General features: G+C 35.2%; 39 protein-coding genes and 1 pseudogene. 9 read left to right on the top strand and 31 right to left on the bottom strand.

Annotation, left to right across the window (positions count from 1 at the left end):
• Nucleotides 1-338 precede the first annotated feature (338 nt).
• The 19 genes from IGJ04_RS14675 to IGJ04_RS14585 form a co-directional block, all read right to left on the bottom strand.
• Nucleotides 339-860, bottom strand: a complete 522-nt coding sequence (locus IGJ04_RS14675) for an ArpU family phage packaging/lysis transcriptional regulator (protein WP_438840333.1) — start codon at nt 858-860, stop codon at nt 339-341.
• A gap of 402 nt (nt 861-1,262) precedes the next feature.
• Entirely contained in the window at nt 1,263-1,460 is a 198-nt protein-coding gene (locus IGJ04_RS14670; RefSeq protein ID WP_016632871.1) for a hypothetical protein, read from the bottom strand.
• The gene (locus tag IGJ04_RS14665) at nt 1,457-1,669 is read right to left on the bottom strand and encodes a hypothetical protein (RefSeq protein ID WP_080292518.1); all 213 of its coding nucleotides are present in this window, start codon (nt 1,667-1,669) and stop codon (nt 1,457-1,459) included. The genes IGJ04_RS14670 and IGJ04_RS14665 overlap by 4 nt, the downstream gene beginning before the upstream one ends.
• Nucleotides 1,666-1,989, bottom strand: a complete 324-nt coding sequence (locus IGJ04_RS14660) for a hypothetical protein (RefSeq protein ID WP_047649057.1) — start codon at nt 1,987-1,989, stop codon at nt 1,666-1,668. The genes IGJ04_RS14665 and IGJ04_RS14660 overlap by 4 nt, the downstream gene beginning before the upstream one ends.
• Before the next feature lie 11 nt (nt 1,990-2,000).
• Complete coding sequence (locus tag IGJ04_RS14655) at nt 2,001-2,132, bottom strand: hypothetical protein (protein WP_052168519.1); 132 nt, start codon at nt 2,130-2,132, stop codon at nt 2,001-2,003.
• Nucleotides 2,116-2,328 carry a hypothetical protein gene (locus IGJ04_RS14650; protein WP_438840332.1) on the bottom strand — a complete coding sequence of 71 codons (213 nt, stop codon included), beginning with the start codon at nt 2,326-2,328 and terminating at the stop codon, nt 2,116-2,118. The genes IGJ04_RS14655 and IGJ04_RS14650 overlap by 17 nt, the downstream gene beginning before the upstream one ends.
• A 63-nt stretch (nt 2,329-2,391) precedes the next feature.
• Nucleotides 2,392-2,625 (bottom strand): hypothetical protein, encoded by a 234-nt coding sequence (locus IGJ04_RS14645; protein WP_438840331.1) that lies wholly within the window; start codon nt 2,623-2,625, stop codon nt 2,392-2,394.
• 42 nt (nt 2,626-2,667) lie between these two features.
• On the bottom strand, nt 2,668-2,907 hold the full coding sequence (locus IGJ04_RS14640) for a hypothetical protein (protein WP_279257324.1): 240 nt from the start codon (nt 2,905-2,907) through the stop codon (nt 2,668-2,670).
• On the bottom strand, nt 2,876-3,175 hold the full coding sequence (locus tag IGJ04_RS14635; RefSeq protein WP_438840330.1) for a MazG-like family protein: 300 nt from the start codon (nt 3,173-3,175) through the stop codon (nt 2,876-2,878). The genes IGJ04_RS14640 and IGJ04_RS14635 overlap by 32 nt, the downstream gene beginning before the upstream one ends.
• Entirely contained in the window at nt 3,176-3,478 is a 303-nt protein-coding gene (locus IGJ04_RS14630; protein WP_438840329.1) for a hypothetical protein, read from the bottom strand. It abuts the gene before it with no gap.
• 12 nt (nt 3,479-3,490) lie between these two features.
• A complete protein-coding gene (locus IGJ04_RS14625; protein ID WP_438840328.1) occupies nt 3,491-4,342 on the bottom strand; it encodes an ATP-binding protein in 852 nt (283 codons plus the stop codon).
• Nucleotides 4,343-4,353: 11 nt separating this feature from the next.
• Nucleotides 4,354-5,157, bottom strand: coding sequence for a DnaD domain protein (locus tag IGJ04_RS14620; RefSeq protein WP_438840327.1), 804 nt, complete (start codon nt 5,155-5,157; stop codon nt 4,354-4,356).
• A complete protein-coding gene (locus tag IGJ04_RS14615) occupies nt 5,132-5,404 on the bottom strand; it encodes a hypothetical protein (protein ID WP_438840326.1) in 273 nt (90 codons plus the stop codon). The genes IGJ04_RS14620 and IGJ04_RS14615 overlap by 26 nt, the downstream gene beginning before the upstream one ends.
• Nucleotides 5,405-5,406: 2 nt before the next feature.
• Nucleotides 5,407-5,604 carry a hypothetical protein gene (locus tag IGJ04_RS14610; protein WP_438840325.1) on the bottom strand — a complete coding sequence of 66 codons (198 nt, stop codon included), beginning with the start codon at nt 5,602-5,604 and terminating at the stop codon, nt 5,407-5,409.
• Entirely contained in the window at nt 5,604-5,978 is a 375-nt protein-coding gene (locus IGJ04_RS14605) for a hypothetical protein (RefSeq protein WP_438840324.1), read from the bottom strand. The genes IGJ04_RS14610 and IGJ04_RS14605 overlap by 1 nt, the downstream gene beginning before the upstream one ends.
• The gene (locus IGJ04_RS14600) at nt 5,978-6,136 is read right to left on the bottom strand and encodes a hypothetical protein (RefSeq protein WP_438840323.1); all 159 of its coding nucleotides are present in this window, start codon (nt 6,134-6,136) and stop codon (nt 5,978-5,980) included. The genes IGJ04_RS14605 and IGJ04_RS14600 overlap by 1 nt, the downstream gene beginning before the upstream one ends.
• A gap of 297 nt (nt 6,137-6,433) precedes the next feature.
• A complete protein-coding gene (locus tag IGJ04_RS14595; protein ID WP_438840322.1) occupies nt 6,434-6,922 on the bottom strand; it encodes a hypothetical protein in 489 nt (162 codons plus the stop codon).
• The gene (locus IGJ04_RS14590; protein WP_438840321.1) at nt 6,919-7,653 is read right to left on the bottom strand and encodes an ORF6C domain-containing protein; all 735 of its coding nucleotides are present in this window, start codon (nt 7,651-7,653) and stop codon (nt 6,919-6,921) included. Before IGJ04_RS14590 ends, IGJ04_RS14595 begins: the two co-directional genes overlap by 4 nt.
• A gap of 51 nt (nt 7,654-7,704) precedes the next feature.
• Nucleotides 7,705-8,043: an ORF6N domain-containing protein gene (locus IGJ04_RS14585; RefSeq protein ID WP_438840320.1), complete on the bottom strand. Its 339-nt coding sequence runs from the start codon at nt 8,041-8,043 to the stop codon at nt 7,705-7,707.
• A gap of 324 nt (nt 8,044-8,367) precedes the next feature.
• On the opposite strand from IGJ04_RS14585, the gene IGJ04_RS14580 reads away from it, so the two are divergent.
• Nucleotides 8,368-8,550, top strand: coding sequence for a YegP family protein (locus IGJ04_RS14580; RefSeq protein ID WP_438771970.1), 183 nt, complete (start codon nt 8,368-8,370; stop codon nt 8,548-8,550).
• 24 nt (nt 8,551-8,574) lie between these two features.
• Here IGJ04_RS14580 and IGJ04_RS14575 read toward each other — a convergent pair whose 3' ends face one another.
• Nucleotides 8,575-8,892, bottom strand: coding sequence for a MarR family transcriptional regulator (locus IGJ04_RS14575; RefSeq protein WP_438840319.1), 318 nt, complete (start codon nt 8,890-8,892; stop codon nt 8,575-8,577).
• 68 nt (nt 8,893-8,960) lie between these two features.
• Here IGJ04_RS14575 and IGJ04_RS14570 point away from each other — a divergent pair, with 68 nt between their 5' ends.
• Complete coding sequence (locus IGJ04_RS14570) at nt 8,961-9,251, top strand: hypothetical protein (protein ID WP_057086758.1); 291 nt, start codon at nt 8,961-8,963, stop codon at nt 9,249-9,251.
• A 183-nt stretch (nt 9,252-9,434) separates the two neighbouring features.
• Here IGJ04_RS14570 and IGJ04_RS14565 read toward each other — a convergent pair whose 3' ends face one another.
• Together IGJ04_RS14565 and IGJ04_RS14560 are read right to left on the bottom strand one after the other, a co-directional pair.
• Nucleotides 9,435-9,626 (bottom strand): hypothetical protein, encoded by a 192-nt coding sequence (locus IGJ04_RS14565; RefSeq protein WP_438840318.1) that lies wholly within the window; start codon nt 9,624-9,626, stop codon nt 9,435-9,437.
• A 29-nt stretch (nt 9,627-9,655) separates the two neighbouring features.
• On the bottom strand, nt 9,656-9,841 hold the full coding sequence (locus tag IGJ04_RS14560; RefSeq protein ID WP_016619056.1) for a helix-turn-helix domain-containing protein: 186 nt from the start codon (nt 9,839-9,841) through the stop codon (nt 9,656-9,658).
• Between the two features lie 284 nt (nt 9,842-10,125).
• On the opposite strand from IGJ04_RS14560, the gene IGJ04_RS14555 reads away from it, so the two are divergent.
• The 6 genes and pseudogenes from IGJ04_RS14555 to IGJ04_RS14530 all read left to right on the top strand — a co-directional run.
• Entirely contained in the window at nt 10,126-10,551 is a 426-nt protein-coding gene (locus tag IGJ04_RS14555; RefSeq protein ID WP_174114354.1) for a helix-turn-helix domain-containing protein, read from the top strand.
• Nucleotides 10,552-10,571: 20 nt separating this feature from the next.
• On the top strand, nt 10,572-11,000 hold the full coding sequence (locus IGJ04_RS14550) for an ImmA/IrrE family metallo-endopeptidase (RefSeq protein ID WP_438840317.1): 429 nt from the start codon (nt 10,572-10,574) through the stop codon (nt 10,998-11,000).
• Nucleotides 11,001-11,065: 65 nt separating this feature from the next.
• Entirely contained in the window at nt 11,066-11,686 is a 621-nt protein-coding gene (locus IGJ04_RS14545; protein ID WP_202575897.1) for a DUF4352 domain-containing protein, read from the top strand.
• A gap of 91 nt (nt 11,687-11,777) precedes the next feature.
• Entirely contained in the window at nt 11,778-12,947 is a 1,170-nt protein-coding gene (gene recA / locus IGJ04_RS14540; protein ID WP_438840316.1) for a recombinase RecA, read from the top strand.
• 11 nt (nt 12,948-12,958) lie between these two features.
• Nucleotides 12,959-14,095 (top strand): tyrosine-type recombinase/integrase, encoded by a 1,137-nt coding sequence (locus IGJ04_RS14535; RefSeq protein WP_438840315.1) that lies wholly within the window; start codon nt 12,959-12,961, stop codon nt 14,093-14,095.
• An 82-nt stretch (nt 14,096-14,177) separates the two neighbouring features.
• Nucleotides 14,178-14,591: pseudogene (locus IGJ04_RS14530) on the top strand (toxin); the annotation flags it as partial.
• 59 nt (nt 14,592-14,650) lie between these two features.
• Here IGJ04_RS14530 and IGJ04_RS14525 read toward each other — a convergent pair.
• The 9 genes from IGJ04_RS14525 to IGJ04_RS14485 all read right to left on the bottom strand — a co-directional run bounded on the left by IGJ04_RS14525 (nt 14,651) and on the right by IGJ04_RS14485 (nt 24,818).
• Nucleotides 14,651-14,881 carry a hypothetical protein gene (locus IGJ04_RS14525; protein ID WP_010713476.1) on the bottom strand — a complete coding sequence of 77 codons (231 nt, stop codon included), beginning with the start codon at nt 14,879-14,881 and terminating at the stop codon, nt 14,651-14,653.
• An 82-nt stretch (nt 14,882-14,963) separates the two neighbouring features.
• Nucleotides 14,964-15,314 carry a 30S ribosome-binding factor RbfA gene (rbfA, locus tag IGJ04_RS14520; protein ID WP_002360497.1) on the bottom strand — a complete coding sequence of 117 codons (351 nt, stop codon included), beginning with the start codon at nt 15,312-15,314 and terminating at the stop codon, nt 14,964-14,966.
• A gap of 24 nt (nt 15,315-15,338) precedes the next feature.
• Nucleotides 15,339-17,720, bottom strand: a complete 2,382-nt coding sequence (gene infB / locus IGJ04_RS14515) for a translation initiation factor IF-2 (protein WP_438840314.1) — start codon at nt 17,718-17,720, stop codon at nt 15,339-15,341.
• Between the two features lie 12 nt (nt 17,721-17,732).
• Entirely contained in the window at nt 17,733-18,038 is a 306-nt protein-coding gene (locus tag IGJ04_RS14510) for a YlxQ-related RNA-binding protein (RefSeq protein ID WP_438840313.1), read from the bottom strand.
• The gene (gene rnpM / locus IGJ04_RS14505) at nt 18,028-18,327 is read right to left on the bottom strand and encodes an RNase P modulator RnpM (protein ID WP_002363794.1); all 300 of its coding nucleotides are present in this window, start codon (nt 18,325-18,327) and stop codon (nt 18,028-18,030) included. The genes IGJ04_RS14510 and rnpM overlap by 11 nt, the downstream gene beginning before the upstream one ends.
• A gap of 20 nt (nt 18,328-18,347) precedes the next feature.
• Nucleotides 18,348-19,547, bottom strand: coding sequence for a transcription termination factor NusA (gene nusA / locus IGJ04_RS14500; RefSeq protein ID WP_002357862.1), 1,200 nt, complete (start codon nt 19,545-19,547; stop codon nt 18,348-18,350).
• Between the two features lie 143 nt (nt 19,548-19,690).
• Nucleotides 19,691-20,164 carry a ribosome maturation factor RimP gene (rimP, locus tag IGJ04_RS14495; protein ID WP_002357863.1) on the bottom strand — a complete coding sequence of 158 codons (474 nt, stop codon included), beginning with the start codon at nt 20,162-20,164 and terminating at the stop codon, nt 19,691-19,693.
• Nucleotides 20,165-20,369: 205 nt separating this feature from the next.
• On the bottom strand, nt 20,370-22,256 hold the full coding sequence (locus IGJ04_RS14490; RefSeq protein WP_438840312.1) for an Ig-like domain-containing protein: 1,887 nt from the start codon (nt 22,254-22,256) through the stop codon (nt 20,370-20,372).
• Between the two features lie 141 nt (nt 22,257-22,397).
• Complete coding sequence (locus IGJ04_RS14485; RefSeq protein ID WP_438840311.1) at nt 22,398-24,818, bottom strand: cation-translocating P-type ATPase; 2,421 nt, start codon at nt 24,816-24,818, stop codon at nt 22,398-22,400.
• Between the two features lie 218 nt (nt 24,819-25,036).
• Here IGJ04_RS14485 and rnhC point away from each other — a divergent pair, with 218 nt between their 5' ends.
• Entirely contained in the window at nt 25,037-25,954 is a 918-nt protein-coding gene (gene rnhC / locus IGJ04_RS14480) for a ribonuclease HIII (protein WP_438840310.1), read from the top strand.
• The last annotated feature ends 31 nt before the right edge of the window (nt 25,955-25,985 follow it).

Below are 25,985 nucleotides of genomic sequence, written 5' to 3'. Positions count from 1 at the left end.
GCACCCCATTTCTTTAGTTTGAGAACGTCTGATTTGTGAGTGATCATTGCAATTAACATAGCGCTATCTTGACAATTGCTTTCAGCGTACGTCTACGTGTAAGCTTAATGCCAATTTTATTGCAATATTTGCTACCTATGACTAAACGAGACAGAAAGAACTGGACTTTCCACATCCTTATTCTTTATTTTTTTTGTAGGTAGCCTCAAAAGATAAGCGAAACGGAGCTAAGATAGGTAATGCATGCCTTACCTCGTTTCCTTATCTTTCGACACTATTATATTACAACATTGCTCGACCGATTTGCGTCGGAAAAAGTCGGAAAAAGACCAAAAATTTTATTTTTCAGAATCAAGAGTATTCTTCTCCTCAATAAGAGGTTCTGTCTCATCACTGTAAATCAATAATTCTATCTCCTTACAAAATTGAATCAATGCTAAACGACTCTCTTCAACAACAGTTGTTTTACTAAGATACTTGCTTTCTGCTATATCTTGTACAGCTATTCCATGAACATATCGAAGCATAAAAATTTGCCTTCTTCTATTAGTACCACCATTTTTTAAAGGATTACAAATTGCTAAATAGCCTAATGAAAATAGTTCCTCTAATTCCTTGTATTCATCCATATACTCTTCTCGTTCTATTACAAAGCGTTCAGCATCACTTGAATACTCTTTATTTGTTGTGGAAGGAATCAAACTAAATGATTGAGTCATTTTTGGTAATCTATTTTTCCCAACTTTTTCTCGAACAGAACCATAGGCTGTCATAAAGGTTTCAAAATTCTTTCTTGTCGCTTTCATATCGATTTCTTCTGGGTCTGGAATTTGATATTTTTCTACATCAAAAAGTACCATGTTATGATTCCTCCGTTTGCGATTTGTGGTATAATAACTATGTCGAAAACATTACTCACAGTCGGAGCAATCCGGCTTTTTTTATTTACTTTTATTGAAATTTCTTATTTCATCATGATATAATATAGACAACTCAATTCATCTTGAGTGATGTCATCTGGAAAAACTCGACTAGAAAAAACTAGTTGAGTTTTTCTATTTATGGTAAAATATTTTTATTGTGACCAATGTTTGGGGTAAAGTAACCTCACATATCACAAGCTACCACTTTTCTGGTAAAATATTCTTCTTAGTCAACCAGTGGTCGGTTGGCTTTTTTTGTTAGTTGCAAAAATCAGCTAGTTATTGTAAAAAAGTTGCAATTAATTAAAAACGTTTATTCATTGCTGTTTCTCTCTTCTTTCATATAAAATCACGCCAGCTAAATCCCACACTGTGCATATAGCACAATTCATTACATACTAAGTATCTTTTTTGATATTCGTCCTTAAAACTTAATATGTTCCCACATTCCAAACAATGAAGTTTTCCTTTTTTGTCTGAATATCCGTTTTTAATTAGCCACTTTTTTAACTGCTTATTTTTTTGGCGTTTATTCATCGCTGTTCCTCCACTTCATCAAATCCACAGATTAACGATTCTTTTTTCCATACGCCGAACCCTTCAAATCCTATTAATCCTCTATCTTCTTCTGGAAATAAAAGAATATAGCCTAACGGAATTACCTTCTCTACCTCTAATATTTTCCCAGTATATTTGGGAATTGCCGTACCAATATACTTTACTTTGTCTCCTGGTTGAATACTCATTCCGATACCTCCTTACGTTTCGCTATATCATCGGACCAAGCAGCATAAAAATCAAAGTCATAGCCATCTTCTCTTGGATTTCCATCTAAACGATCTGGATCAGGCATTAATATAGCCTGTTTCAACTCTTTACGTTCATCTTCTAGTTCATCTATCAAGTCATCTGATATCTCAATCGATACTAGTTTTACTGTTTCATCTTCTTCTGGATCGTCAGCCATTAAGTAGTCTTTTTCCTCTTCAAATTCTTTAGTTGCTTGAATTAAGCTTTCTGTCCAACGTCCAGTATTTTGGGAACTTTCATATCGATATAGTTTCATTTTGATTCCTCCTAAATCAAGCCGCTGTCAATCAATAATACTTCACCGTTTTCTTCAAAATAATTCACAAGTAACTCTCTAATTCTTTCTTCTGACAGACAAATATTTTCAGCATTATAATAATCGCTAAACTTGAAACCCATTTTTTACCTCCCTGTCATCATCAATAACAAACGCATTGCCTACACTATTCTCTAACATTCTTCTCATCTGTTCAGCTTCTTCACTAGTAAATGCTTTTGCATCTTTTTTAGGTCCAAAACTGCAATAATTGCCTACAAATTTTTTTACATAGTTTTTATTTTCTTCTTTTCCAGATAAAACATAGATTAATTTCATAATTAGCCTCCAAAGATTTCTTTTACTGTAAATGCGTTAAATCCCAAATCTTTCATGATTTTTCTAAATATTTTTTTTGAAAAAATCATATTTCCTTACTAAAATAGTTTTAGAAACTAAATCGAAAGGACGAACAACTATGCAACTAACTATTTTTATTTTATTTCTTGCTTTTTTAGTATTTGCTGTTGCCTTTTTATTACATAAAATCAGTTTGGGCGTTTTCTTGCTATTTTTCCCTGTAGCCCTGCTCCTATGGTTTAGCCTTCCAGCCATAAAGAAACGTAAAACAGACAAAAACACGCACTGATTTTGCACTTTGCCTTCTTGGATCCACTTCTAAAATAATGACAGCTGTTCTGGTTCAGTAAATGAACTGCTTGTTTTATTTTCCAGAAGTTCCATTGCTTCTTTTAATATTTCTAATGTGTTTTGCGTTTCTTTTGCTCTATTCAAAGCATAAAACGGTGTGAACCATACATCTGTTTCAGGTTCATTACTCAGTGCATTTTTTCTTTCAAATATCGCATCTCTTCCACCTCGAACCTTACAAATCGGCTTCTTTGACGAATACTCCATTTACCATCTTCCCTTGGCGATTTTTGATTTCGCAATATGCTTGATTTAAGCATTCGTATAAATCCATGTTATTTTGCATAGCAAGAATAATTAACGTCACAACCACATCACCAATGCCATCTCTTAGGTCGTTTTCGCTGTTTCTTGCCAATGCAGCACCAACTTCTCCGACTTCCTCAATCACTTTTAGCATTTGCTTTTCAGGATCTGCTTTATCTAAACGCTTTTCTTTCGCCCATTCTTCCACTAATTTAACTAATTCATTCATCTAAAATTCCTCCCCGAAATCTAATTCACGTTTTAGCTTGCTGTGAATCGATTCTAGCTCTTTTTTGTATTCTTTGACTGTTTGTATTGTTTTACCACTAGAAAGCACGTAATCGCGTTCTATTGCGACGAGAGCCTTACTTAAATTGCCATAATAACCAATCAAAGCGAGTGATTCTTTTTGTGTACCGTCTTTATCAGTCAAAATGGTTAACTCTCCGTGTTCGTTTCGTCTTGCTTTATTTACGATTACTTGCCTATCATCGCTAGTAATTCGATAATCTAAGATTTTCATTTCTAGCATATTTTGTACCTCCTAAATCCCGACAATCCGCTTATCTTTTGATGTCTTTATCGTGTATACAAAACCTTTAGAATGATTCATAATTCGAGAAAGAATTCTCTCTCCATACGCTTGACTTAATTCTTTTCCTGTTAAATTCGTTGTAAATACGGTTGCTTTGTTCTGTCGAGCCTCTACAATTCGATTTAACGTATCGTTATTAAAATTTGTACTCTTGTTTCTGTCGTCAAATTGCTTCACACCCAATTCAGCACCTAAATCATCTAAAACAACGAAATCTGCGCTTTTGATTTCTGCCATCAAGCTACCTGTTATTTCTTTTCTAGCTTGTTCATCATTCATCGCAAATTTCAATTGTTCCAAAAGTTCTGCATAACTAATAAATAAGCATCGTTTGCTATAGTTTGATTTTTCCAATACTTCCCAAGCGGTGGCCATAGCTAGATGGCTTTTCCCTACACCGCTCTTACCTGATAAAACCATATGAATAGGTTTCTCTAATAACACTTCTGTTACCATACGCTTTGCTAATTCAAAAGCAAGTTTGGTCTCATCATCTACTGTTTTGAATGTGCTAAAACGTCGCTGAATCAATTGTTTGTCTGTATAAAGCGAACTATACGTTAAATAATTAATTGCTCTCGCTTTCAAGCTCTCTCTGGAGCGTTTCACTGCGTCTAAATCTTGAATTTTTTTACGTGCTTTATACCCACAAGCCATACAAACTGGAGGACAACGATCAGTACCGTCTTTATTTTTAGTCCGCCACGCATGCATTACTCCACCACAATCTGGACATGATTCAGGCACAATGTATAGCAATGTTTTAACCATTACCTCAAAGGGATTCTTGCTTGATTTCATTTGCGCCCCTCCTAAAATCCAAGGTCGTCATATTCAGAATGGCCTGTATTTGATTTCTGTTCCTCAACTATTTTCTTTTGCTCTCTCATCATGTCGTTGGCTTCAACGTCGTTGGCTTCAACGTCTTTGACTGTCAAATACCTGTTCTGTTCCCAATCTTTCAATATGGCATTGGCGTAACCATAGTTACGTTTGTTACGGTCTATTGCTATCCCTAACGCATGAATAATTAATTCCACCGCATTCTCTTGTGTAGCTCCTATTTTTTCAAAATCAGTAATCCAATAATCAAAATCTTGCATTGTCTTTTGTGCTAATGTTCCAAATCCATTTGATTCGTAGTAGTGGTAGATTTTTTTCAGACCTTCTTCTCTACTACCCTTACCTATACTTTCCTTACCTAACCTATCCTTACCTATGCCGACATCTGTCTGGCATTTGTCAGACATTTGACTGACAAATGATTCTTTTTTCTTTTTTGACTCTCTATAATCAATGTCGGGCACAACTTTTAACAATAAATCTTTATATATACTATCTACTTTTCTATCTTTTCTTATCTTGTTATGTTCCGTCCAGTTATTTATAAAAGTAACTAAATCATCATTTAGTACGTAAACGAACTTTTTAGCCATTAAAATTTTCAAATCGTCTTCTGTTGATCCAATCATGCGCATTATCGGAAACGCTTCTACTACACCGTCATCATCAGCATTCATAATCAAATGAAAATATAAATTTTGACTTGTTGGTGGCATTTTCAAAAACCTTGCTGATTTCACAATCGTATTACTGACCATTCTTCTTTGCGCCATCTTGAACACCTCGATTATTCATTTTAATTCCATCATTGGTGAAAATAATAAAATTATTTTCCTCCAACATTTGTAAATACTCCTCTGAAACATTTATCATTCTAGCAACGGCTTTAGGTTTAGGATTATATCCATTCTCATCTGCATGGATACCTAAATGAAAATACAAACATTGTGCAGATGTTGGCATTTTTAAAAATGCCTCACTATCAATAATCGTTTTTGCAAACATTCTTCTTTCAGCCATAATTATCCCTCCAATGATTCAACCCACTCAGCTAACTTTATAAGAGGTATGCGGATAACCTCTTTCTTTTGTTTTTGTGCCACCTTATAAAAACACTCCACTAAAATCATTCTTTCTTCTGGTGTTGATTGCTTTGCGTATGTTATTACTTCTTTTATTGCATCAATAATTTTTTCGCCGTAAAATTGTTTTGTATTCATCAAACTAGCACCTCCATTAATTGCAATTGTTCAAGTTCGTATTTCAAACTGTCACGAACAAATTCGGGACCTTTCAATTGATTTTGATATTTGGCCCATGTATTAAACGTTTTGATCCTTGCCTCTTTTAAATCGGTCTTTTGTAACCATTCTTTGAAAATCTGCTCTTTTAAATCGTGAATTTCTGTACACGTTTCTTTATATTTAGCATGTTCTCTTAAAACGTATAAAACAGCTAATTTATCTTTATAATGTCTACCAAATCGAGTTTTATCGATACTAGATTCTAATTCTGCTATCCCTACATTGATTTCTTCTAATTTATAATTATCAAGTTGTCTCAAAATTCTAGATTCATATCTATTCATTTCCATTATTTGCGCCCTCCGTTTTCCATTTGATAAGCATGGTCGTCATAAGCCATATATAAATACACCGCTAAACCTGTAAAAATAGTCAATTTTGCGATTAACGGTAATAAGCCGAAAATTCCGCCGATTAAAAGGCATAAAATCATTAAATTTCGTTTCATTTTGTGTTTTCCTCCAATATTTGTTATAATTAGAGAAAAGAATCATAGGGAAGTTCCCTACATTACTGCCTTTTACTCTGTCCGCCAAGACTATTTCGAGTAAAGGCTTTTTTCTTTTCTCTAGTCATAGTGTTTGCTCCTTTTAGAATTTAAAATTGCTTTTTTTAACGAAGTTACTATTTGTAACGTTGTTATAAGATTAGCAATATACCTACTATTTCGTAGGTAAATGTAGCCATCTTCGTAAAATAGGCCTGCGTAATTTTCCGCACTCCTCTTTTAAATCATCAATTTTTGTTAAAAATCAAAGCCTTCCTTTTCAAGAAATTCTTGCATAATCCCCTTTCCAGTTTGTTCTTTACGGACATCACTCATTGCTCCCATCATATTCATTAAAAATCTTGCCGTTTCACTATTCCAGTAATCCCATAAAAATTCAAAAGGTTCTGAAATAGGTTCATCTAAGTTAATTGTTGACAAATATTCTTGCGTGTAGAAGTAATCTTTGCATTCATATTTCTGTCCATCAAACTCTTTTTTTATTGGAAACATGGTTATAAATTCCCGTGGAGTAATCAATGTCATTAGGTCAAGTATTCGTTGAAATTCTTGATAGCTTGTCCAAGAATCTTTTTTTGTTGGCTTTTCATACCATCGGCCATAGCATTTAATTCCGTAAAAAACTAATTGTTGAATACTAACGTCTGTTTTCTTTGCTAACTGTCGTTGATAAGCTCGTTGCCACAGTCTGCGTTTAAATGCGGTTCGATCCAATTTGATAATCATTGATAGCCCTCCATATCCTCAAACAGATTTCGTTGACCATTTACTGTGTCTATTTTGGATTGTAATTCTAGCGATGGTTGCCACTTTGGAATTAAACTCATTGCCTCTTCATAACGAACTTTCGGTATATCCATATAAGATGCAACATCAAATACTCGCTTTAATTGACTGTAGCAATTACTGAATGCTGACTTATTAATACTGCTATTTTTATAGGCATTGGCTTTCTTACCACCTAATGTTTTAATCACTGTTGACTGCACTAAGCCTTGGATTTTGCGGCGTTGACTACTATTAATAACAGTTTCTGTTTCGAGTTTGTCTAATCGTCCGTTTACCTCAACTAACTCACGTTCATGTTTTAAAGCTGTTTCTAATAGTAATTCTGTGTTGCTCATAGGCAATTGCGAATTTTTTAGTTTATCTTCCATTTGGTTAAAGCGCTCAATATATGCAACAGCAAATTGTGTTCCTTTAGCTCCAGTCATTCGAGTACTGTATAATTCACAACCTTTTTTAGTAAATTCAAAGCACGGCAACTTCCTTCCAGTTGAATCCTCATAAGTTGATTCAACAAAATAATTACTCAAGCCAATTTTGGCTTTAGTTAAATGTTCAATCAATCCCCTTATATCTCTAATAACTTTGCTGTGATCTCGCTCCACCATTTTTGCTACTTCTCTACTGTTAATTGTTTGTAGTAATTGATTCATTTGTATTTCTCCCTTCATATAAGTTGGTATTTCTTTTTTATAGGCAGGTCGAAATTTTCGACTTGGCTCTTAATATCTCGTAAAACTTCTTTGTGTTAACGATTTTGCATATCCTCGTTCGGATAAGATGTAGATGTTGTTACTACGATTAATTGCATTCTGATTAAAGTCAAATTTTTCGAGGTCACTCTGTGTGACCACGGATTTTAAGTCGATAATATCTACGCCATCAATAAAACGTTTAATTTGTCTTTCAATAGCCTGATTTATTGCTTTTACTGGTCTACAGTGAATCCCAGCAATATCTTTCACCGTCATGGCTTTCTTACCTTCGCCGAAACCTCCTTCGATTGCGACAAATTCAAAATCACCAATTTTTTGTTTTCCTATTACATGTAATTGATTCATGTTCTTTCTCCTTCAATTTGATTATTTTGTAGCTTTCTATGATTGCTTGCGACTATGTGCTTATCTCAGCTTCTCTTCTATTGGCGTGATGGATTTTTATTATTCATTTTCTTCCATGGTTAACCTCCTATAATTTTTTTGATATAATTTAGTTGAAAGTAAAGTGATTAATTATCAAGCTTAATCGCCAAATAGATAGCTATAATTACTAAAATCCCCAAAACTATAAATCCTTTCCAAAACTCTGGATTGATTAAAAAATTAAACATTAGCTTCTATCCTTTCGTTGTTCTTGATAAAAAATTTTTTAAGCGAGGTGTCAATGTGTTTTTTGTGATTAAACGAGCTTCCGATAAAAAATACTATTTTTTGATTAAAACTGAAGAGAATGAAATAATCGCATCAAGCAAAACTTACTACTACAAATCTTCTGTTTTAGAAATCATTGAATCCATTAAGAATGATATGAATCAAAAAGCAATTATTGTTGATACTACTTTTAACTGAGGATAAGTTAGACTTATCCTTTTTTTACATTGCTCTAACTTTCCAGTTAAGTTGTTCTTGATAAAGTACTTCGTCATCGTAGACAGCCTTTACTTTCTCAGCTTCGCTTATCTCGTACTCGTATTCTTTTCCTCGCTTGCCAATTGGCTTAATACCTTGTTGCTTCAATAAACGATTAACATAGCCTTTGGAACAACCCCATTTTTCAGCAAGTTCTGCTTGAGTAAATCGTGTTTGTTTTGACTTAGCAAAGTATTTTTCTTCAATGATTCTCATTTGCTCTGACACTTGTTCTTCTACCATTTTTTCTATGATATTTGCTAATTCCTCTTTAACACTCATGGCTACACCTCCTAGTTGTTTTGATTTCCACCTCTTGATAAAATTTACTTGAAAGCGAGGTGAAACTTTTGAATTCATCTATTTATTTGAAACTATTGATTGCTAATATATTCCAAAAAGTTAAAATCTCTGAAAAGTATAAACATTTAGATTTATTACTTAGTGAGGGGTTAGTTGAGCAACTACCTGATGGAACATGGGGAGAAGTTGCTGGATTTCCGGCAATGAATTATGGAAATTATTACGCAATTACCATTGAAGGTAAAAAAGCACTATTTACTTTTCAGAGTAGTTTGATTACTAGAATGCTTTCAGTAATTGCAATAATTATCAGTGTTTTATCCTACTTAAAAAAATAAACAAACAAAGCAATCGTTAATGCTACTATACTAATAACCAAATCCACAAAATTAGACCGTTTAGTTGCTTCTTCAATGCTAGGATATGGTTTAGAATTATAATCTGTTTTTTTGGGTAGTTTCATCTCACTGTTCCTTTCAGAAAAAATCTTTATTTTCTATAAATCGAAGAAACACCAAGCCTTATTTAGCTTCAATAGTTTCAATGTAAAGCTCTTTATCTGCTAGATATAGGGCTTTGTTTTTTTCTCTGTAACTCAACTCACTTTTTGCACAAATAGCTTTAATTTTATCTACTAATTCATTTACCTGTTTCGATTGTTCTTTACGTCTAATATCTGATGGTAGTCCATCTGTTAAGTGAATTCTTTTCATCCCTCTCACCTCCTAAGCTGGTTGATTTGTTACTTTTCTATTTCTAAATTAATACCCAAAATCTCTTCAATTTGTTTTAATCTTTCAATCGGTTTACGATGTTCATTTAAAATATCTTGTAGATAAGCCATTGAAATTTTCATTCGACGTGCCAATTCTCGTTGACTCCATTTCTTTTCAATAAGGGCAATTTGTACTTGTTGTTTTAAAGTCATTAGTAGCCACCTCCTCCTACTACTCGATTGATAATATTCAATTATTTTTGTCAAATCTATTGACAGCTAATTGACAATAGTACATAATGTAAGCATAAGAAATACAGCACACAAAAAGTGAGCTTTACTTATGTCTGGGGAGACAATTCAGTTTTTGTTTCGCTTTTTGTATGCCATAAATTACTTGCTTACAAAACATAGTATAATTGATTATTGTCAATTTGTCAACGGATTATTTGCACAATTGTCAATTCCTTTGTTTTAAAGCCGAAAGGTCTGATATCATGCTATTAGATAGAGTTAAGTTATTGGCAAACGAGAAAAAAATGACCGTTGCCGAGTTAGAAAGAAAATTAAATTTTGCACAGGGAAGTATAAGTAAGTGGTCAAAACAATCTCCTTCTAGCGAAAGATTGCAAAAAGTAGCTGATTTTTTTGATGTCAGCGCAGATTATCTTTTAGGTCGTACAGATAAACGCCGATATTACGATTTAACTGAAAAAGATGAAAAAGACATCCAAAGAGAATTAGAATTGATTATCGAAGATATGAAAAATTCTGAAGCAATTGCTTTCTCTAAAGATACAGAAGAACTTTCTCCCGAAGCACGTGCTGCAATTCTTTCTTCAATTGAAGAATCTTTACGTATTGGAAAAGCTCTTGCCAAGAAGAAGTTCACTCCTAAAAAATATCGTGGTAATCAACAGTAACAAACAGGAGGATTTGTCATATGCTTTTATCAGAAGTGCCGTATAAAATTGAGAAACTAAAAAAACAATATGGGACCAATGATCCATTCAAAATAGCTGAAAAGAGAGGCATTACTATTCTATATGGCTATTTTGGTGATGAAGTATATGGTTTTCACACCAAAAATCATCGATGTAAATTTATCCATTTAAATGCAGAATTACCTTATCAAAAAATGCTTTTTGTTTGTGGCCATGAACTGTCTCATGCTATTTTCCATCCAAATGACAATACAGCACAAATGACTGCAGACAGTTTTTCTTCTACTTCTAAAATAGAAGCTCAAGCAAATTGCGGAGCTACACACCTTTTAATAGATGGTTCACATTTAAACGAATTATACTATCCTACTAAATTAGATATTTTAAATTACTATGGATTACCATTAGAAATGGGAATATATTTGTAAAAATAAAAATCAGTTTTGTAGATGATTTTTATATAAATATTTTTAAGAAACGAGGAGTTATTGGTATGAAAAAAATAGTTATTGGATTAATTTTCAGTAGTTTGTTATTAGGTGCTTGCGGAAATACAACAAGTTCTACTAATTCAGATACACAAAAAACAATTGATAGTTTAAAAACAGAAAATTCTAAACTGAAATCTGAATTAAAAAAAACTACTAATGAAGCTAAAAATGAAAAAATAAAATTTAATAAAGTTGGAATTATTGAATATACAATAAATTCAATAAACACAAAGCAAGTAAAAAAATCTCAAAAAAATTTTACAAATGCTGAATATAATTTTTCGAATATTGATGATTTTCCAGAAAAATACTACCGAACAGCCATTTCATATGAATTAAAAAATATTGGAACAGAACCTTTTGAATTGAGTACTTATCAAGCTAAAATTATTGATGATAACAATATGGAATATACTAGCAATAGTATTGAAAATTTTGGTTACGATCAGAATTCAAATGGCACAGTTCAGCCAAATACTAGTACTACAGGTACATTTTATTTGCTCTCTAAAGAAAAACCACAAATAACCAACTTTAAAATAAATATTTCTGAACAATATTCAGATTCTCAAGATAAACTTGGCGATTCTGGAATTGCTCAAAAAGTAAATGAAAGCAACTAATTATAGTAGTAAACAATAGTAATAAAAGATTAGCCTTCGGGCTTTTCTTTAAAAAAGCATAAGAACATACATTCGAGAAAGGAAGATTAATATGGCAGATAAAAAAACTAAATATATTGCTCCTGAACAGCAAACAGATCACAAAAAGAGACAAGAAGCTTTAGAAAAAGCTTTAAAACAAATAGAAAAAGATTTTGGTAAAGGTGCTGTAATGAAACTAGGGGAAAAATCAGAAATGAACATTGATGTAATTCCTACTGGTTCCATTCTCTTAGACAATGCTTTAGGAGTACAAGGCTATCCTAAAGGACGTATCATAGAAATTTTCGGACCTGAAAGTTCTGGAAAAACTACACTTGCCTTACATGCAGCAGCAGAAGCACAAAAAGCAGGGCAAACTGTCGCTTTTATTGATGCAGAACATGCTCTAGACCCTGTTTATGCAAAAAATCTAGGTGTTAATATTGATGAGTTGCTTTTATCTCAACCAGATACTGGTGAGCAAGGATTGGAAATTGCTGATGCTTTAGTATCAAGTAGTGCAGTTGGCTTAGTAATTATCGATTCGGTAGCTGCCTTAGTTCCTCGTGCAGAAATTGATGGAGAAATGGGTTCTTCTCACGTTGGTTTGCAAGCTCGTTTAATGTCTCAAGCTTTAAGAAAACTTTCTGGCTCTATCAATAGAACAAAAACTATAGTTATATTTATCAATCAACTTAGAGAAAAAGTTGGAGTTATGTTTGGTAATCCAGAAACAACCCCTGGTGGACGTGCTTTAAAATTTTACTCAACTATTCGATTAGAAGTACGACGTTCAGAACAAATTAAAGATGCAAAAGATAAAGAGAATCCTATTAAAGGAAATAAGACAAAAATTAAAGTTGTTAAAAATAAAGTTGCCCCTCCTTTTAAAACAATTGAATTAGATCTTATGTATGGAGAGGGAATTTCTCGTACTGGCGAAATTATTTCTTTAAGTGAAAATATGGGGATTATAAAAAAATCTGGTGCTTGGTTTGACTATAACAATGGAGAAATTAAAGTACAAGGTCGAGAACTATTAAAAGAAGAATTAAAGAAAAATCCAAAAATAATGGATGAAATCGAAGGAAAAATTCGTACTGTTTTATCAGGTGGAGAATTACCAAAAGAAACTGAACCAGTAATTACTGAAGAATATGGTCAATCACGTTTAGATTTATCTAATACACTTTTTAAAGAAACCAGTCTTGAAGATTCAGAAACGTCTATAGACAAATAGAGGTGATATAGATGACTACGATAAAAAAATATACAAAGAAAGATGGTTCAACTGCCTATATGTTCAATGCATATTTAGGCATTGATCCATTAACAGGAAAATCCAAACGCACAACTAGGCGTGGCTTTAAAACTCAAAAAGAAGCAAAACTTGCTCTTGCTCAATTACAGATAGAAATTGACCATGGAAAATTTGTAAAACAAGATTATAGCTTATTTAAGGATGTTTACGAACTCTGGTATGCTCAATATGTAAACACTGTTAAACCATCTTCTGCGCAAAGAATTAAGTATTATTTTGATAAACAAATTCTACCCGCTTTTGGTGAACTGAAATTAACTAAAATTAGTCCCTCTTATTGCCAGAAAGTAGTCAATGAATGGAGTAAAAAATATACACGTTTTGATTCTATGAAAATGTACACATCAAAAATATTTGAATTCGCAATTACTCAAAATTTACTCTCTATGAATCCAATGAAACGAATTATTATGCCTAAACGTCAAAGAGAAATAAAAACTAAAGAGGACCAAAATTTTTTAGACAAAGATCAATTACAAGAATTTTTAACTCTAGCAAAACAAAAGGAAAGCATGCAATACTATACTGCTTTTCATTTATTAGCATATACAGGAATGAGAAAAAGTGAATTAGCTGCTTTAAACTGGTCTGATATAAATTGGAACGCTAATGCTATTTCTATAAATAAAAACGTTTCTTATACATCTGGCCAAAGAATTATTACAACTACAAAAACAACTTCTTCTGATAGAACTATTTCTATTGATGAAATAACGTTAAATATATTAAAGAAATGGAAATTAGAGCAAAAAAAAGAACTTCTATCTCGAGGTTTCATAGTACAAAAAGATGAAAAACAATTAATTTTCAGTAATCCTTCCAACGGAATTATGTCACCTAATGTTTTATGGGAGAAACTAAAAACATATAAAAATTTCAGCATATCACCTCATGGTTTTCGGCATACTCATGCTTCTTTACTATTTGAATCAGGAGCAACTATCAAACAAGTGCAAGAAAGACTAGGTCATTCTAATATAAACACTACATTAAATATCTATACTCATGTTACAAAAAATGCTGAAAAAGATGTTGCTAACAAATTCTTAACTTATATGAATTCCTAAAAATGGTATTCATCATGGTATTCATTTTACGAAAACAAACTCAGAATCGTTTATATAACAACGATTCCGTTAGATATAGTTTGATTTATACAATCAAACAGGTTGTTATGGGTTGTATCGAAATGGCAAAATTTATATTGAAAAAACATTGAGTACCCGTCAAAAGAAGAACATTTTAGCCGAGGAATACGGGCATTATCAAACATCCGTTGGCACTATTTTAAATCAAAATTGTACAGAAAATCGGAAGCAAGAGTTGAAAGCCCGCAATGTGGCCTTAGAGCAATTAGTTACATTAGACGATTTAATTCGTTGCTCTGAAGCTGGCTTAAGTAACCATTATTCTTGTGCTGAATTTTTGGAAATCGATGTTGAAACATTAAAAAATGTGATTACGTACTATCGACAAAAGTATGGCGCCACTTATCTTTATAAAGGACGGATTTTTGAATTTAGGGATTATTCTGTGGTGGTATTAAATACTGGGTTAACTTAAAAAGCATGGAACAAAATCAATAAGGATTTTGTTCCATGCTTAAAAGTATTCTGGAAAATTCAAGAGCGGTTTTTGTACCAATGGTTAATATGTCCAACGCCAAGCATAAGATTGGGGACAAGTATAAGGACGAATATAAATGACGGCCAAAATCCGATGAACTGAATAATATGTTCCCGCATACTATGTAGTACAAAGAAGAAAAGAAAAAAGTACAGGGAACTCTTGCCTGAACCCATTTCTTTTAAATAACGATCTCCATTTTTATAGAAACCAACAATTCTTTTCATTTTTGCACCTCCATGACTATTTTATCAAGAAATCATGAAAAGAAAAAGCACACCATTCGTCTGGTGTGCTTTTTCTTTTTAATTATTCACCTTGATTCAACTTACGAATCAACTCATCAATGTGATTTCCGTATTGGACAGATTCGTCTCTTTCAAAAATCAACTCTGGTGTTTTATACAAGGTTAACCGTTGTCCTAATTCTTTACGAATCAGTCCTTTGGCTTTGTCTAAGCCTTGTTGAGCTTTTTGTTGTTCGGAAGCTAAATCAGATAACAAGCTGTAATAAATCGTTGCTTGTTGTAAATCACCGGTCACACGAACATCTGTAATAGTGATGCCTTGGACGCGTGGATCTCTGATGCGTTTGTTCAAGATATCATTCACTTCACGCATGATTTCTTGACCTACACGACGGTCACGATAATTTGCCATAGTGTCTTCCTCCAATTACTAAAATTATTGTTTGATTTCTTCCATAATGAAGCCTTCAATCGCATCATCTACACGTAAATCATTGAAGTTTTCAATCATAGCGCCACATTCAAAACCAAGTTTGACTTCTTTCACGTCATCTTTAAAGCGTTTCAAGCTTGCTAATTTACCTTCATAAATAACAATACCATCACGAATGACACGCACGCCACTATCGCGGCGAATAAAGCCTTCTGTAACATAACAGCCAGCGATTGTGCCAACTTTAGATACTTTGTACAATTCACGAACCGTCATTTGACCCGTAATTTTTTCTTCAAATTCTGGATCTAATAACCCTTTCATCGCTGTTTCGATTTCTTCTAGGGCTTTATAGATAATACGGTGTAAACGAATATCAACTTCTTCTTGTTCTGCTTGTTGTTTTGCTTGTGGTGTTGGGCGAACGTTAAAGCCGATAATAATCGCATTACTTGCTGCAGCTAAAGTTACGTCGCTTTCATTGATGGCCCCAACTGCCGCGTGAACAATTTTCACACGAACGCCTTCTACATCAATTTTTTGTAAACTTGCTGAAACGGCTTCGGCAGATCCTTGTACGTCTGCTTTGACAATGATATTAACTTCTTTTAATTCGCCTTCTTTTAGACTTTCAAATAAGTTATCCAATGTCACACGGCTACTTGCTGAACGTTGTTCAAGCAACGCACGTTTAGCCCGTTCTTCCCCTGCTTGACGTGCTGTTTTTTCATCTTCAAAGACCACAAAACGATCACCCGCTTGAGGAACATCATTTAATCCGGTAATTTCTACAGGAGTTGCGGGTCCTGCTTCTTTATCACGGCGGCCCATGTCATTGGTCATCACACGAACACGTCCGTAAGTATTACCAACAACGATTGGATCACCAACATGTAAAGTTCCTTGTTGAACGAGTAATGTCGCAACCGGACCTTTACCTTTATCCAAGCGCGCTTCAATCACTGTTCCAATTGCTTTTTGCGTTGGATCAGCTTTTAAGTCTTCTACTTCAGCAATCAATAAAATATTTTCCAATAGCTCATCAATGTTTTGATTGAATTTCGCTGAAATATTGACGAAAATCGTATCTCCGCCCCACTCTTCAGGAATTAATTCATGTTCACTTAATTCTTGTTTCACATGATCAGGGTTCGCACCAGGCTTATCAATTTTGTTAACTGCTACAATAATTGGCACTTTTGCCGCTTTGGCATGGTTAATCGCCTCGATTGTTTGTGGCATTACTCCATCGTCCGCTGCAACAACTAAGATGGTAATATCAGTGATGCTGGCACCACGCGCGCGCATACTTGTAAAGGCCGCATGTCCTGGTGTATCTAAGAACGTAATTGGTTTGCCATCAATATCTAACTGATAGGCACCAATATGCTGCGTGATACCGCCTGCTTCACCTGAAGTCACACGAGAATGGCGCAATGTATCTAATAATGTTGTTTTCCCGTGGTCTACGTGTCCCATGATTGTGACAACAGGGGGACGTGTAGTTAAGTTTTCTTCAACAACTGCTTCTGGTTCGAAGAATTTATCAATGTCCGCAATATCAACTTGGACTTTTTCTTGCGGTTCCATGCCATAGTCCACAGCTAATAATTCAATTGTATCTTTATCTAAGGCTTGGTTTTGGTTAACCATGACACCCATCATAAATAATTTTTTGATGATTTCCGCTGGTTCGCGGTGGATTTTTTTCGCAATATCCGCCACGTTCATACCTTCTGTATATTCTAAAACATCTGGTAATTCACGGAATTTACGTGCTGGTACTGCTGGCTTCGCTGATTCTTGTTGATGTTTGCCTTTTTTCCCTTTTTTATTGAAACGATTGCGGTTTTGGTTATTAAAGTTACTCCGGTTATTACGATTTTGACCGCCACCAAAATTGTTGTTGCGGTTTTGGTTGTTCCCGCCATTGTTATTTTGGCTGGTCCGATTTTGATTCGTTGTAGAACCGTTATTGTTTTGGGTATTGCGGTTTTGATTGTTTGTATTTGTTTGATTGCTACGGTTTTGTGTGTTATTTTGGCCGTGACGATTTTGGTTGTTGTTGTTTCTTTGTTGTCCATTCGTTGATTGGTTGTTTGGACGATTTTGGTTATTTCTTTGTTCACCAGGTTTATTGTTCATTGGTTTCTTATTGGCTGGTTTATTTTGTGTTGTTTGTTGCTTTTGGTTGTTTGTTGCTTTTGATTGAGTATTTACGGTACTTCCTCCTCCGAATGCTTGACGAAGCTTTGTTTCTTGCTCGGAACTAATTGCGCCCATATGGTTTTTAACATCCATACCTAATTGATGCGCTTTATCGACAACGTCTTTGCTTGCTTTATTCATTTCTTTTGCTAGTTCATAAATTCTTTTTTTTCCCATGCAATCACCTTCCTAACCTTTTAGTAATTCCTTGATTTTGGTGGCAAATCCTGCATCAGTTACTCCGATAACCATTCGTGGTCGCCCAATCGCTTGGCTGAGCTCGAATTGACTGAACAGTTCGCTAACAGGAACATTATAATAAGAACTTTTGTCCTTGATTTTCTTTCTAGTATTCTCACTGGCATCTTGCGCAACAAACACAAATTTCGCTTTGTTTACACGAATATCTTTAAGGGTTAATTCCTCGCCTGTGACTAATTTACCGGCGCGCATTGCTAAACCTAAAAGGTTCAAAATTTTGGTTTTATTTTCCATCGCCAAACAACTCTTTGCGGGCTTTTTGATGTGTTACATAATCCAATAGTTCTTGATAAAATTCATCACTTAATTTTGTTTCTAAGACACGATCAAGAATTTTTTTATCCCAAGCTTTTTGGACTTCCGCAGGATCCAAATCAACGTAAGCGCCACGTCCAGGTAATTTACCAGTTGGATCTAAGGCCACTTCGCCTTCTTTGGAGCGAGTAATTCTGACTAATTCTTTTTTCGGTTTCATTTCGCCTGAAACAACCGATTTACGCATTGGAATTTTTCTCTTTTTCATTTTTTCACCCTCCAAAAACGTTATTCTTGTTCAGGTAATTCTTCTGTAATTTCTGCTTCAACAACTGCTTCTTCAGCAGCCAAGTTTTCGTAATCATCTGCCGTCATATCTGAATGGATAATTGCTTCATCCATTTCTTCTGCCACTTCGGCAACTTCTTGATTGGCTTGTTGTTCATAAAATTCAGCCATATCAGATTCCGATTTGATATCAATTTTATGGCCCGTTAATTTAGCAGCTAAGCGCGCATTTTGACCACGTTTACCAATTGCTAATGACAATTGATAATCAGGTACAACGACTGTACATGCTTTGCTATTTTCTGGATCAAAAATAACATCTAATACTTGAGCTGGATTCAAGGCATTACTAATATAAATAGCTGGATCTTCGTTCCATTCCACAATATCCATATTTTCGCCTTTTAATTCATTCACAATCGCTTGGACACGTTGGCCTTTTGGACCAACACAGGTACCCACTGGATCAATATTAGGATCTGTTGAACGAACGGCTACTTTTGAACGATCGCCAGCTTCACGAGCGACGCTTACGATTTCAACAATTCCATCATAAACTTCTGGAATTTCTTGTTCAAAAAGACGTTTTAGTAAATCTGGATGACTACGGCTTACAAAAACTTGTGGGCCTTTTGATGTGTTTTCAACACGTGATACGTAAACTTTAATCCGATCATGCGGTTGGTAAAATTCATTTGGCATTTGATCTTGTTTTGATAAGACTGCTTCGATTTTGCCTAAGTTTACATAAATATAACGACGATCTTGACGTTCAACAATTCCTTGCATGATGTCATTTTCGTATTCGCTAAATTCATTATAAATAATTGTTCTTTCTGCTTCACGGACACGTTGTAAAATTACTTGCTTTGCTGTTTGGGCAGCAATGCGGCCAAAGTCTTTTGGCGTAACTTCAAAACGAATTTTGTCGCCGATTTCATATGCCCCATTTAATGCAACGGCATCTTTTAATGAAACTTCCAGTTGTGAATCAAATACTTCTTCTGTTACTTCTTTGACAGCATATACGTGAATATTGCCTTTTTTTGGTTCAAATTCAACTTCGACGTTGCTTGCTTGTCCATAATGTCTTTTATATGCAGAAACTAAAGCTGCTTGTAACGCTTCAATCACCGTATCTTTAGGAATCCCTTTTTCAGCTTCTAATACGTCTAATGCATTTAACATTTCTTTGCTCATTGTTTTTCTTTTCCTCCTATGGATTCGTTAAAGCTGAACGAGTGGTTCTTCTTCCAAGGGAAAAACTTCTCGTTAAAACTTGTCACAGGCCCGGCTAAAAGTAAAACTTTTAGTGGACCCTTTTTTACATTCGAGTCTGTTGATTAAAATTGAATGGCTAAACGAGCTTTTGCGATATTTTTACGTTCAAAAGTCATTTCCTTCACTCTGGTTTTAATTTTTACACTTAATGTTAATTGTTCTGAATCAAGATGGACTAAGGTACCCTCAATCTGTTTTTCTCCATCAACTGCTTGATAAAGAGAAATATGAATGTACTTGCCTACCGCTTGTTCATAATCGCTTTCTTTCTTTAACGGACGTTCTGCTCCCGGAGAAGAAACTTCCAGAAAGTACGCTTGCGGAATTGGATCTGGATCCATTGCATCTAGTTTTTCACTTAATTTTTCGCTGACAAAGGCACATTCCTCAATATCAATGCCACCTTCTTTATCGATAAATACTCGTAAAAACCAATTTTTTCCTTCCTTAACAAACTCTACTTCCACAAGTTCAAAATTTTGTTCTTCTAAGATTGGTGTGACTAACTTTGTTACAGTTTCCACAGCACTACTCAAAATTTTCGCCTCCTTCGAGATTGATGTAACGAACCGTGTCCTGATGACTTTTCCATCAAAAAGAGTGAGCAGAAATCCGCTCACTCCCAACTAGTATCATTACGCTAAAGATAGTATAGCACAGAACCACTCCAAACTCAAATGAACAAGCTAAATCTCTCGAAATTTGCACATTTTGTCTCGATTACTGAAACTATCTAAGCGATTATTTTTTCGTTTTAAAATAGATAAATAATCCTTGAATCAAAAGAAGGCTACCTAAGAAAAGAAACGCGTTTTCTTTTGTTTCTCCTGTTTTTGGCAATTCCTTATTACGAATCGCCTGTTTTTCAATGGTTATTGAAGTAGTTTCTGTGGTTGAATTCGTGGTAGTATCTGTTGTCCCACTCGTTGGTGGTGTGGTACTTTCTATAGGTTTTTCTGGCGTATAGTGATTAGTAAATACTTGACCTCCATCATACTGAGTAGTCGCCACAAGATTTCCTAAAAGCGCCTCGACGGTTACTTGAACTTGAAGGTTGTGCGTATCGTAGGAAACACCTGCCTGTTGCGTGTTTACTTCCCGAATGGTGTATTGATAGTTTCCAGGAGTTTCAAAGGTTAATGGTGAAAATTGAATTTTCCCTAAAGTATCGTTACTAACCGTTTCTAGTACTGTACCTTTCTCATCTAACAATTCAAATTGAAATTCAGCATCCTTCAGTGGTTTTCCTAAAAGAACTTTTCCAGCTAAAAATGAAGCAGCGACTGGTTGATATGAAATCTTATGATTCACAACAGTTTTCAGTGCAACTAAGTTTTTACCAAAGTCTTCAGGTGTTATTGAAATCTTGTTTTGCGAAAGTTGGTAACCGGTAGGTGCTTTGGTTTCTACTAAAGTATAGTTATCTTTTAACAAGCCTTTAACAATCGCTGTTCCGTTTTGATCTGTTGTGATTTTGGCCACTGTTTGATTGGTTGAGTTACGAATGAGTTCAAACTCTGCACCTGCTAAACGCTGGCCCGCTTCATCTTCTTTATGGATTTCAACAACATATTGCTCACCATTAGCTTCTCCACCACCCGTTTGTGAGACACGACTCACTTCGACTTCTTCCACCACCGTTTGATTTTCTGTTAATTTTGCATAATTTGTGAAGGTTTCACCTTTTTCGGGTTGATGATCGATTTTGGTTTTATAGGTGATACGATATTCGTTAGTCCCAATATTGCCAAAATGCACCGAAAAATTGCGGTCACCAGGACCATACTGGACAGCCAACTGACCAGTTATATCTTCCTCTGGCGTGAACTGCCAAATAGCATTTCCATCCAGTGTCCATTGTCCTCGTTCAATTTTCATAGTGTCTTTGATATAACTTAAACTTGCTGTTTTTAGCACATCTTCCACTTCTAAATCAGTATACGTTTGCCCTGTTGGATTAATCCGTAGTACATTGTAAATTTCGGTTGGATCGTCTTCGATAAACCACGAATACTTGCTAAATTTTTCGTTAACATCATCGCCTTCACCTTGGTAATCAAGATCGCCAGCAAATATTTTTTCCCCTTCAACCGTGACGTAAATAGGAATCTTGGATTCATTTTTGACATTTTCGAAATCAATCAAACTTGTAAAATATAAAGACCCACTAATATTGGCATGGTTTTCTACGTAATCTGTATACGTTAACGTGACCGTTTTATTTGCTACATCGGTCTGTGCAATTGCAACCACAGCACCTGTATCATCTACTACATTAAAGGTCATATTTTTCTCGAGACGTAGCTCTTCGGGTAAAGTGATCACACTCGTATCCCCACTATTAACGGTATTATCCGGTAAGTTGAACTCAATTCGGAGGTAGATGTCTGTATATTGATTAATGGTCCCAAGTGGGTTCCCCTCTTTGTCCGTTAGTTGAATCGCTGTCACAATGTTGCCCACTTGTTTACGCGGTATTACGTTTGGCGTAGCAGAAATTTGATTGGTTTCACTGGTACTAGTTGGTTCCGTTTGCGCATATCCTGTTTCAAGTTTCAGAAAAGGCGTTATCAGCGTCGACAAAAGAATGAAAAACATTCCCCAATAGACAAAACTTCTTTTTTTCATTTTTATTCAATCCTTCCTATCTAAAATAATTGGTTAGGTTTATACTATCAAGGATTAACTAGATACAAGTGTTTTTATTTTTCCCAACAATAAAAAACAAAAAACACCGAACCAAAATAATTTTGGCTCGGTGTTTTGCTCCTAATGTCTTTTCTTATAAAACCATAATTGAACTTTTTCAGAAATGGTTGATAAATGTTGGAAAGTTGAGTCTGCTGCAAAGAAAAGAATGGCTAAAAGTAACAAGGCTGTTGGCGATACCGAAGTTAACGAGAACAAGTTTTTCATGGAAATACTTGTAATAACCATTCCGATTAAACAGCCAATCATTACGCGCTTGCGGTAACGATTCATTGGTGAACTAATTTTATAAAGAACCATAAAGCCGACTGAAACTAGCAACAATGTTGCAGTCGTTGAAATGTCCGTTTTTTGAAGTGCAAGAATATCACCACAAATTAGTAAGGCACCGACTACTAACATATCCGTTAACCCACCAGGAATTGCTTTTGATAACACATTGAAAAGAAATTTCCCTTCAATGCGACGATGATTTGGTTCCAAAGCTAGAAATGTCGAAGGAATCCCAATTGTAAATAAACTAATCAATGTGACTTGTGTTGGTTGTAAAGGATATGTCACGGCAAAAATCATAGCAAAGACAGACATTAGCAAGGAGAAAATATTTTTTACAAGGAATAAACTTGAAGAGCGTTCAATGTTATTAACTACTTGGCGGCCTTCAAAGACAACCTCCGGCATCGTTGAAAAATCAGAATCTAACAACACAACTTGCGAGGCTTGTGCTGTAGCTTGATTTCCTGAAGCCATGGCAATACTACAATCTGCTTCTTTCATGGCTAAAATATCATTAACTCCATCCCCTGTCATCGCCACTGTATGATCTAATTTTTTCAACAATAGTACAAATTGTTTCTTTTGTTCTGGCGTGACACGACCAAAAACGGTGTATTTTTCTAAAGCTTCTGTCTGGGCTTCCATTGTAGTTAATGTTCGCGCGTCCACATAATTTTCAGCACCAATAATGCCTGCCGCTTGTGCTACATTGGATACTGTTAAAGGATTATCGCCAGAAATGACCTTAATGGCCACATTTTGTTCAGCGAAATATTCAAAAGTTGCTTTGGCTTCTTTACGAATCGGATTCCAAAGAAGAATGTAGCCTAGAGGTTGAACCTCTGCTGCCAACGTTTCCTGAAATTCTCCTAAATACTTTCCGAACACCAATAAGCGATAGCCTTGACTTGTATAATGTTCCACTTCAGATTGATACATTTCATAATTGTCTCTCAAAATCATCTCTGGCGCCCCAAGAATATACGTCGCTTCTGGGAAAGTCACGCTACTAAATTTTTCGACAGACGAAAACGAGGTGTAGCTAACGGCTTCCCTCTGATTATTAGTAACAAAAAATTCTTTCATCGCTTTCATCGTATCATTGTCAGCTGACATTGTTCGGCAAAAATCGCCAATTAATTTTTCGACATTGGTTAAGTCTGTACCATCATTTTCGATACTCACCACAGGAACCAACTCTTGGACTTCCATCGTGTTTTCAGTAATTGTTCCTGTTTTATCTACACATAACACATCAACACGTGCTAAGGATTCGATACTTTTCATGTTGTGCAATAAAACGCCGCGCTTCGCTAAGCGCATTGTGCTGGCAGCTAATGCAACGGTTGTTAAAAGGTACAACCCTTCTGGAATCATCCCAATCAAGGCAGCTTCCATGGAGACAATGCTGTCATGAAGCCCTTGATGGTTGATGAAATAACTTTGGAAAAATAGAACACAGCCGATTGGAATAATAATAATCCCTACCCATTTCACCAAACGGTTAATGGAACCGACCATCTCTGATTGTTCCCCTTTTTTAATTGATTTCGCTTCAAGCGTTAATTGATGAACATAGGCCTCAGCGCCAATTTTATCAATTCTTGCATAACAAGAACCTGACACAATAAAGCTACCTGACAAAAGTTGACTATCTGCTACTTTGGTAATCTCATCAGATTCCCCAGTTAACAAGGATTCATTCACACGGACTTCACCAGATAAGACAATTGCATCCCCAGAAATCTGTTCACCCGATTTAAAGAGCACCACATCATCCAAAACCAGTTCATCTGGCGAAATTTCTTGTTCTTGGCCATCCCTTACAACGGTTACTTTTGTAGCGTTTAGAATATTTAAGCTATCTAATACTTTCTTCGACTTAATTTCTTGGTAAATTCCAATGACCGTATTAATGATTACTACTGGCAAAAAGGTCATATTTTTATAAGATTGTACCAGCATTAATAACGCACCTAGTACCACAAAAATTAAGTTGAAATACGTAAATACGTTATTAATAACAATCTGTTTCGTTGTGATAAACTCTGTATCGACGGCGGCATTGACTAAGCCTTTTCGCTGTCTTTCTTCAACTTGTGCGGCCGTCAAGCCTTGTTTATCTTCTGGATAATAGCGTTCCGCGTTAGCAGTCACTGCTATTGGTTCATTTTCTTGCATTTCTTTTTTTCTTCTCAAACACATCACCCCTTGTTCTAGTCGACTCTTTCATCGTCTCCTTCTCTCCCACAGTATAGCACTGAATAAAAATTTAGATAACAACTAGCGCCCAACTATAGAAAAAAATTATACATTTCCTAAACATTGTCATTTTCAGGAACAAGCTAACGCAAAACCTTTTCATTTACTTGTTTTTCCTTTACTATAGTAAAGAAGAAATATCAAGAAATGAGGAACAATTGATGGCACAGAATCACGTAATTAAAGTTAGTAAAAAAACATTAGCAGAGATGACCACTGTTTATCAACCCAATCGTTTAAATAAAACGGTCCCTTATACTGTCTTTGTGGCCAAGGTTGGCACCACTACCATCACTGCTTATCAATCAGGTAAAGTCATGTTTCAGGGACCTCAAGCTGAAAAAGAGGCCGCTCGTTGGGAAGGAACGAGTACCACACCACAGAAAAAAGTTTCTGCCCAGACTACTACACTGCCTGCTGATTTTGGCAACTGGTCTGTGATAGGTTCCGATGAAGTCGGTAATGGCAGCTATTTTGGTCCTGTAACTGTCTGTTCTGCCTATGTTGACAAAAGCATGATTAGCAAACTAAAAGCATTGGGTGTTTGTGATTCCAAAGAATTAACCGACCCACAAATTATTCAATTGTCACATGTCATTAAAGAACTGATTCCTTACAAGTTATTAATCGTTGAACCAAAAAAATACAATGAGATCCAACCAAACTACAATGCTGTACACATGAAAGTCGCTTTGCATAACCAAGCGATTTATCTGTTGCTACAAGAGTTGGCTCCCACAAACCCAGAAGGGATTTTGATTGACCAATTCACCCCTGAAAATAACTATCGGAAATATGTTCGTAATGAAAAAAATCAAGTCACTGAAAAATTGTTCTTCGTCACTAAAGGAGAGCAGTATCATGTTGCCGTTGCTGCCGCCTCTATTATTAGCCGCGCTGCTTTTTTAGAAGAGTTAGACAAAGAATCTGCAGAATTGGGTTTCTCTGTGCCCTCTGGTGCTGGCAGCAAATCAGACCAAGTAGCCGCCCGTATTTTGAAAAAAGGCGGCCTAGACTTATTAGCGAACTACGCGAAGCTGCATTTTGCAAATACCCAAAAAGCCCAAAAGTTACTATAAAATAAACACCAAGCAAAAGTCCCAATGCCGA

The sequence above is a fragment of the Enterococcus sp. AZ050 genome (genome assembly GCF_051715085.1).
Lineage (GTDB): Bacteria > Bacillota > Bacilli > Lactobacillales > Enterococcaceae > Enterococcus > Enterococcus faecalis.
This window is presented reverse-complemented; position numbering and strand designations above follow the sequence as displayed.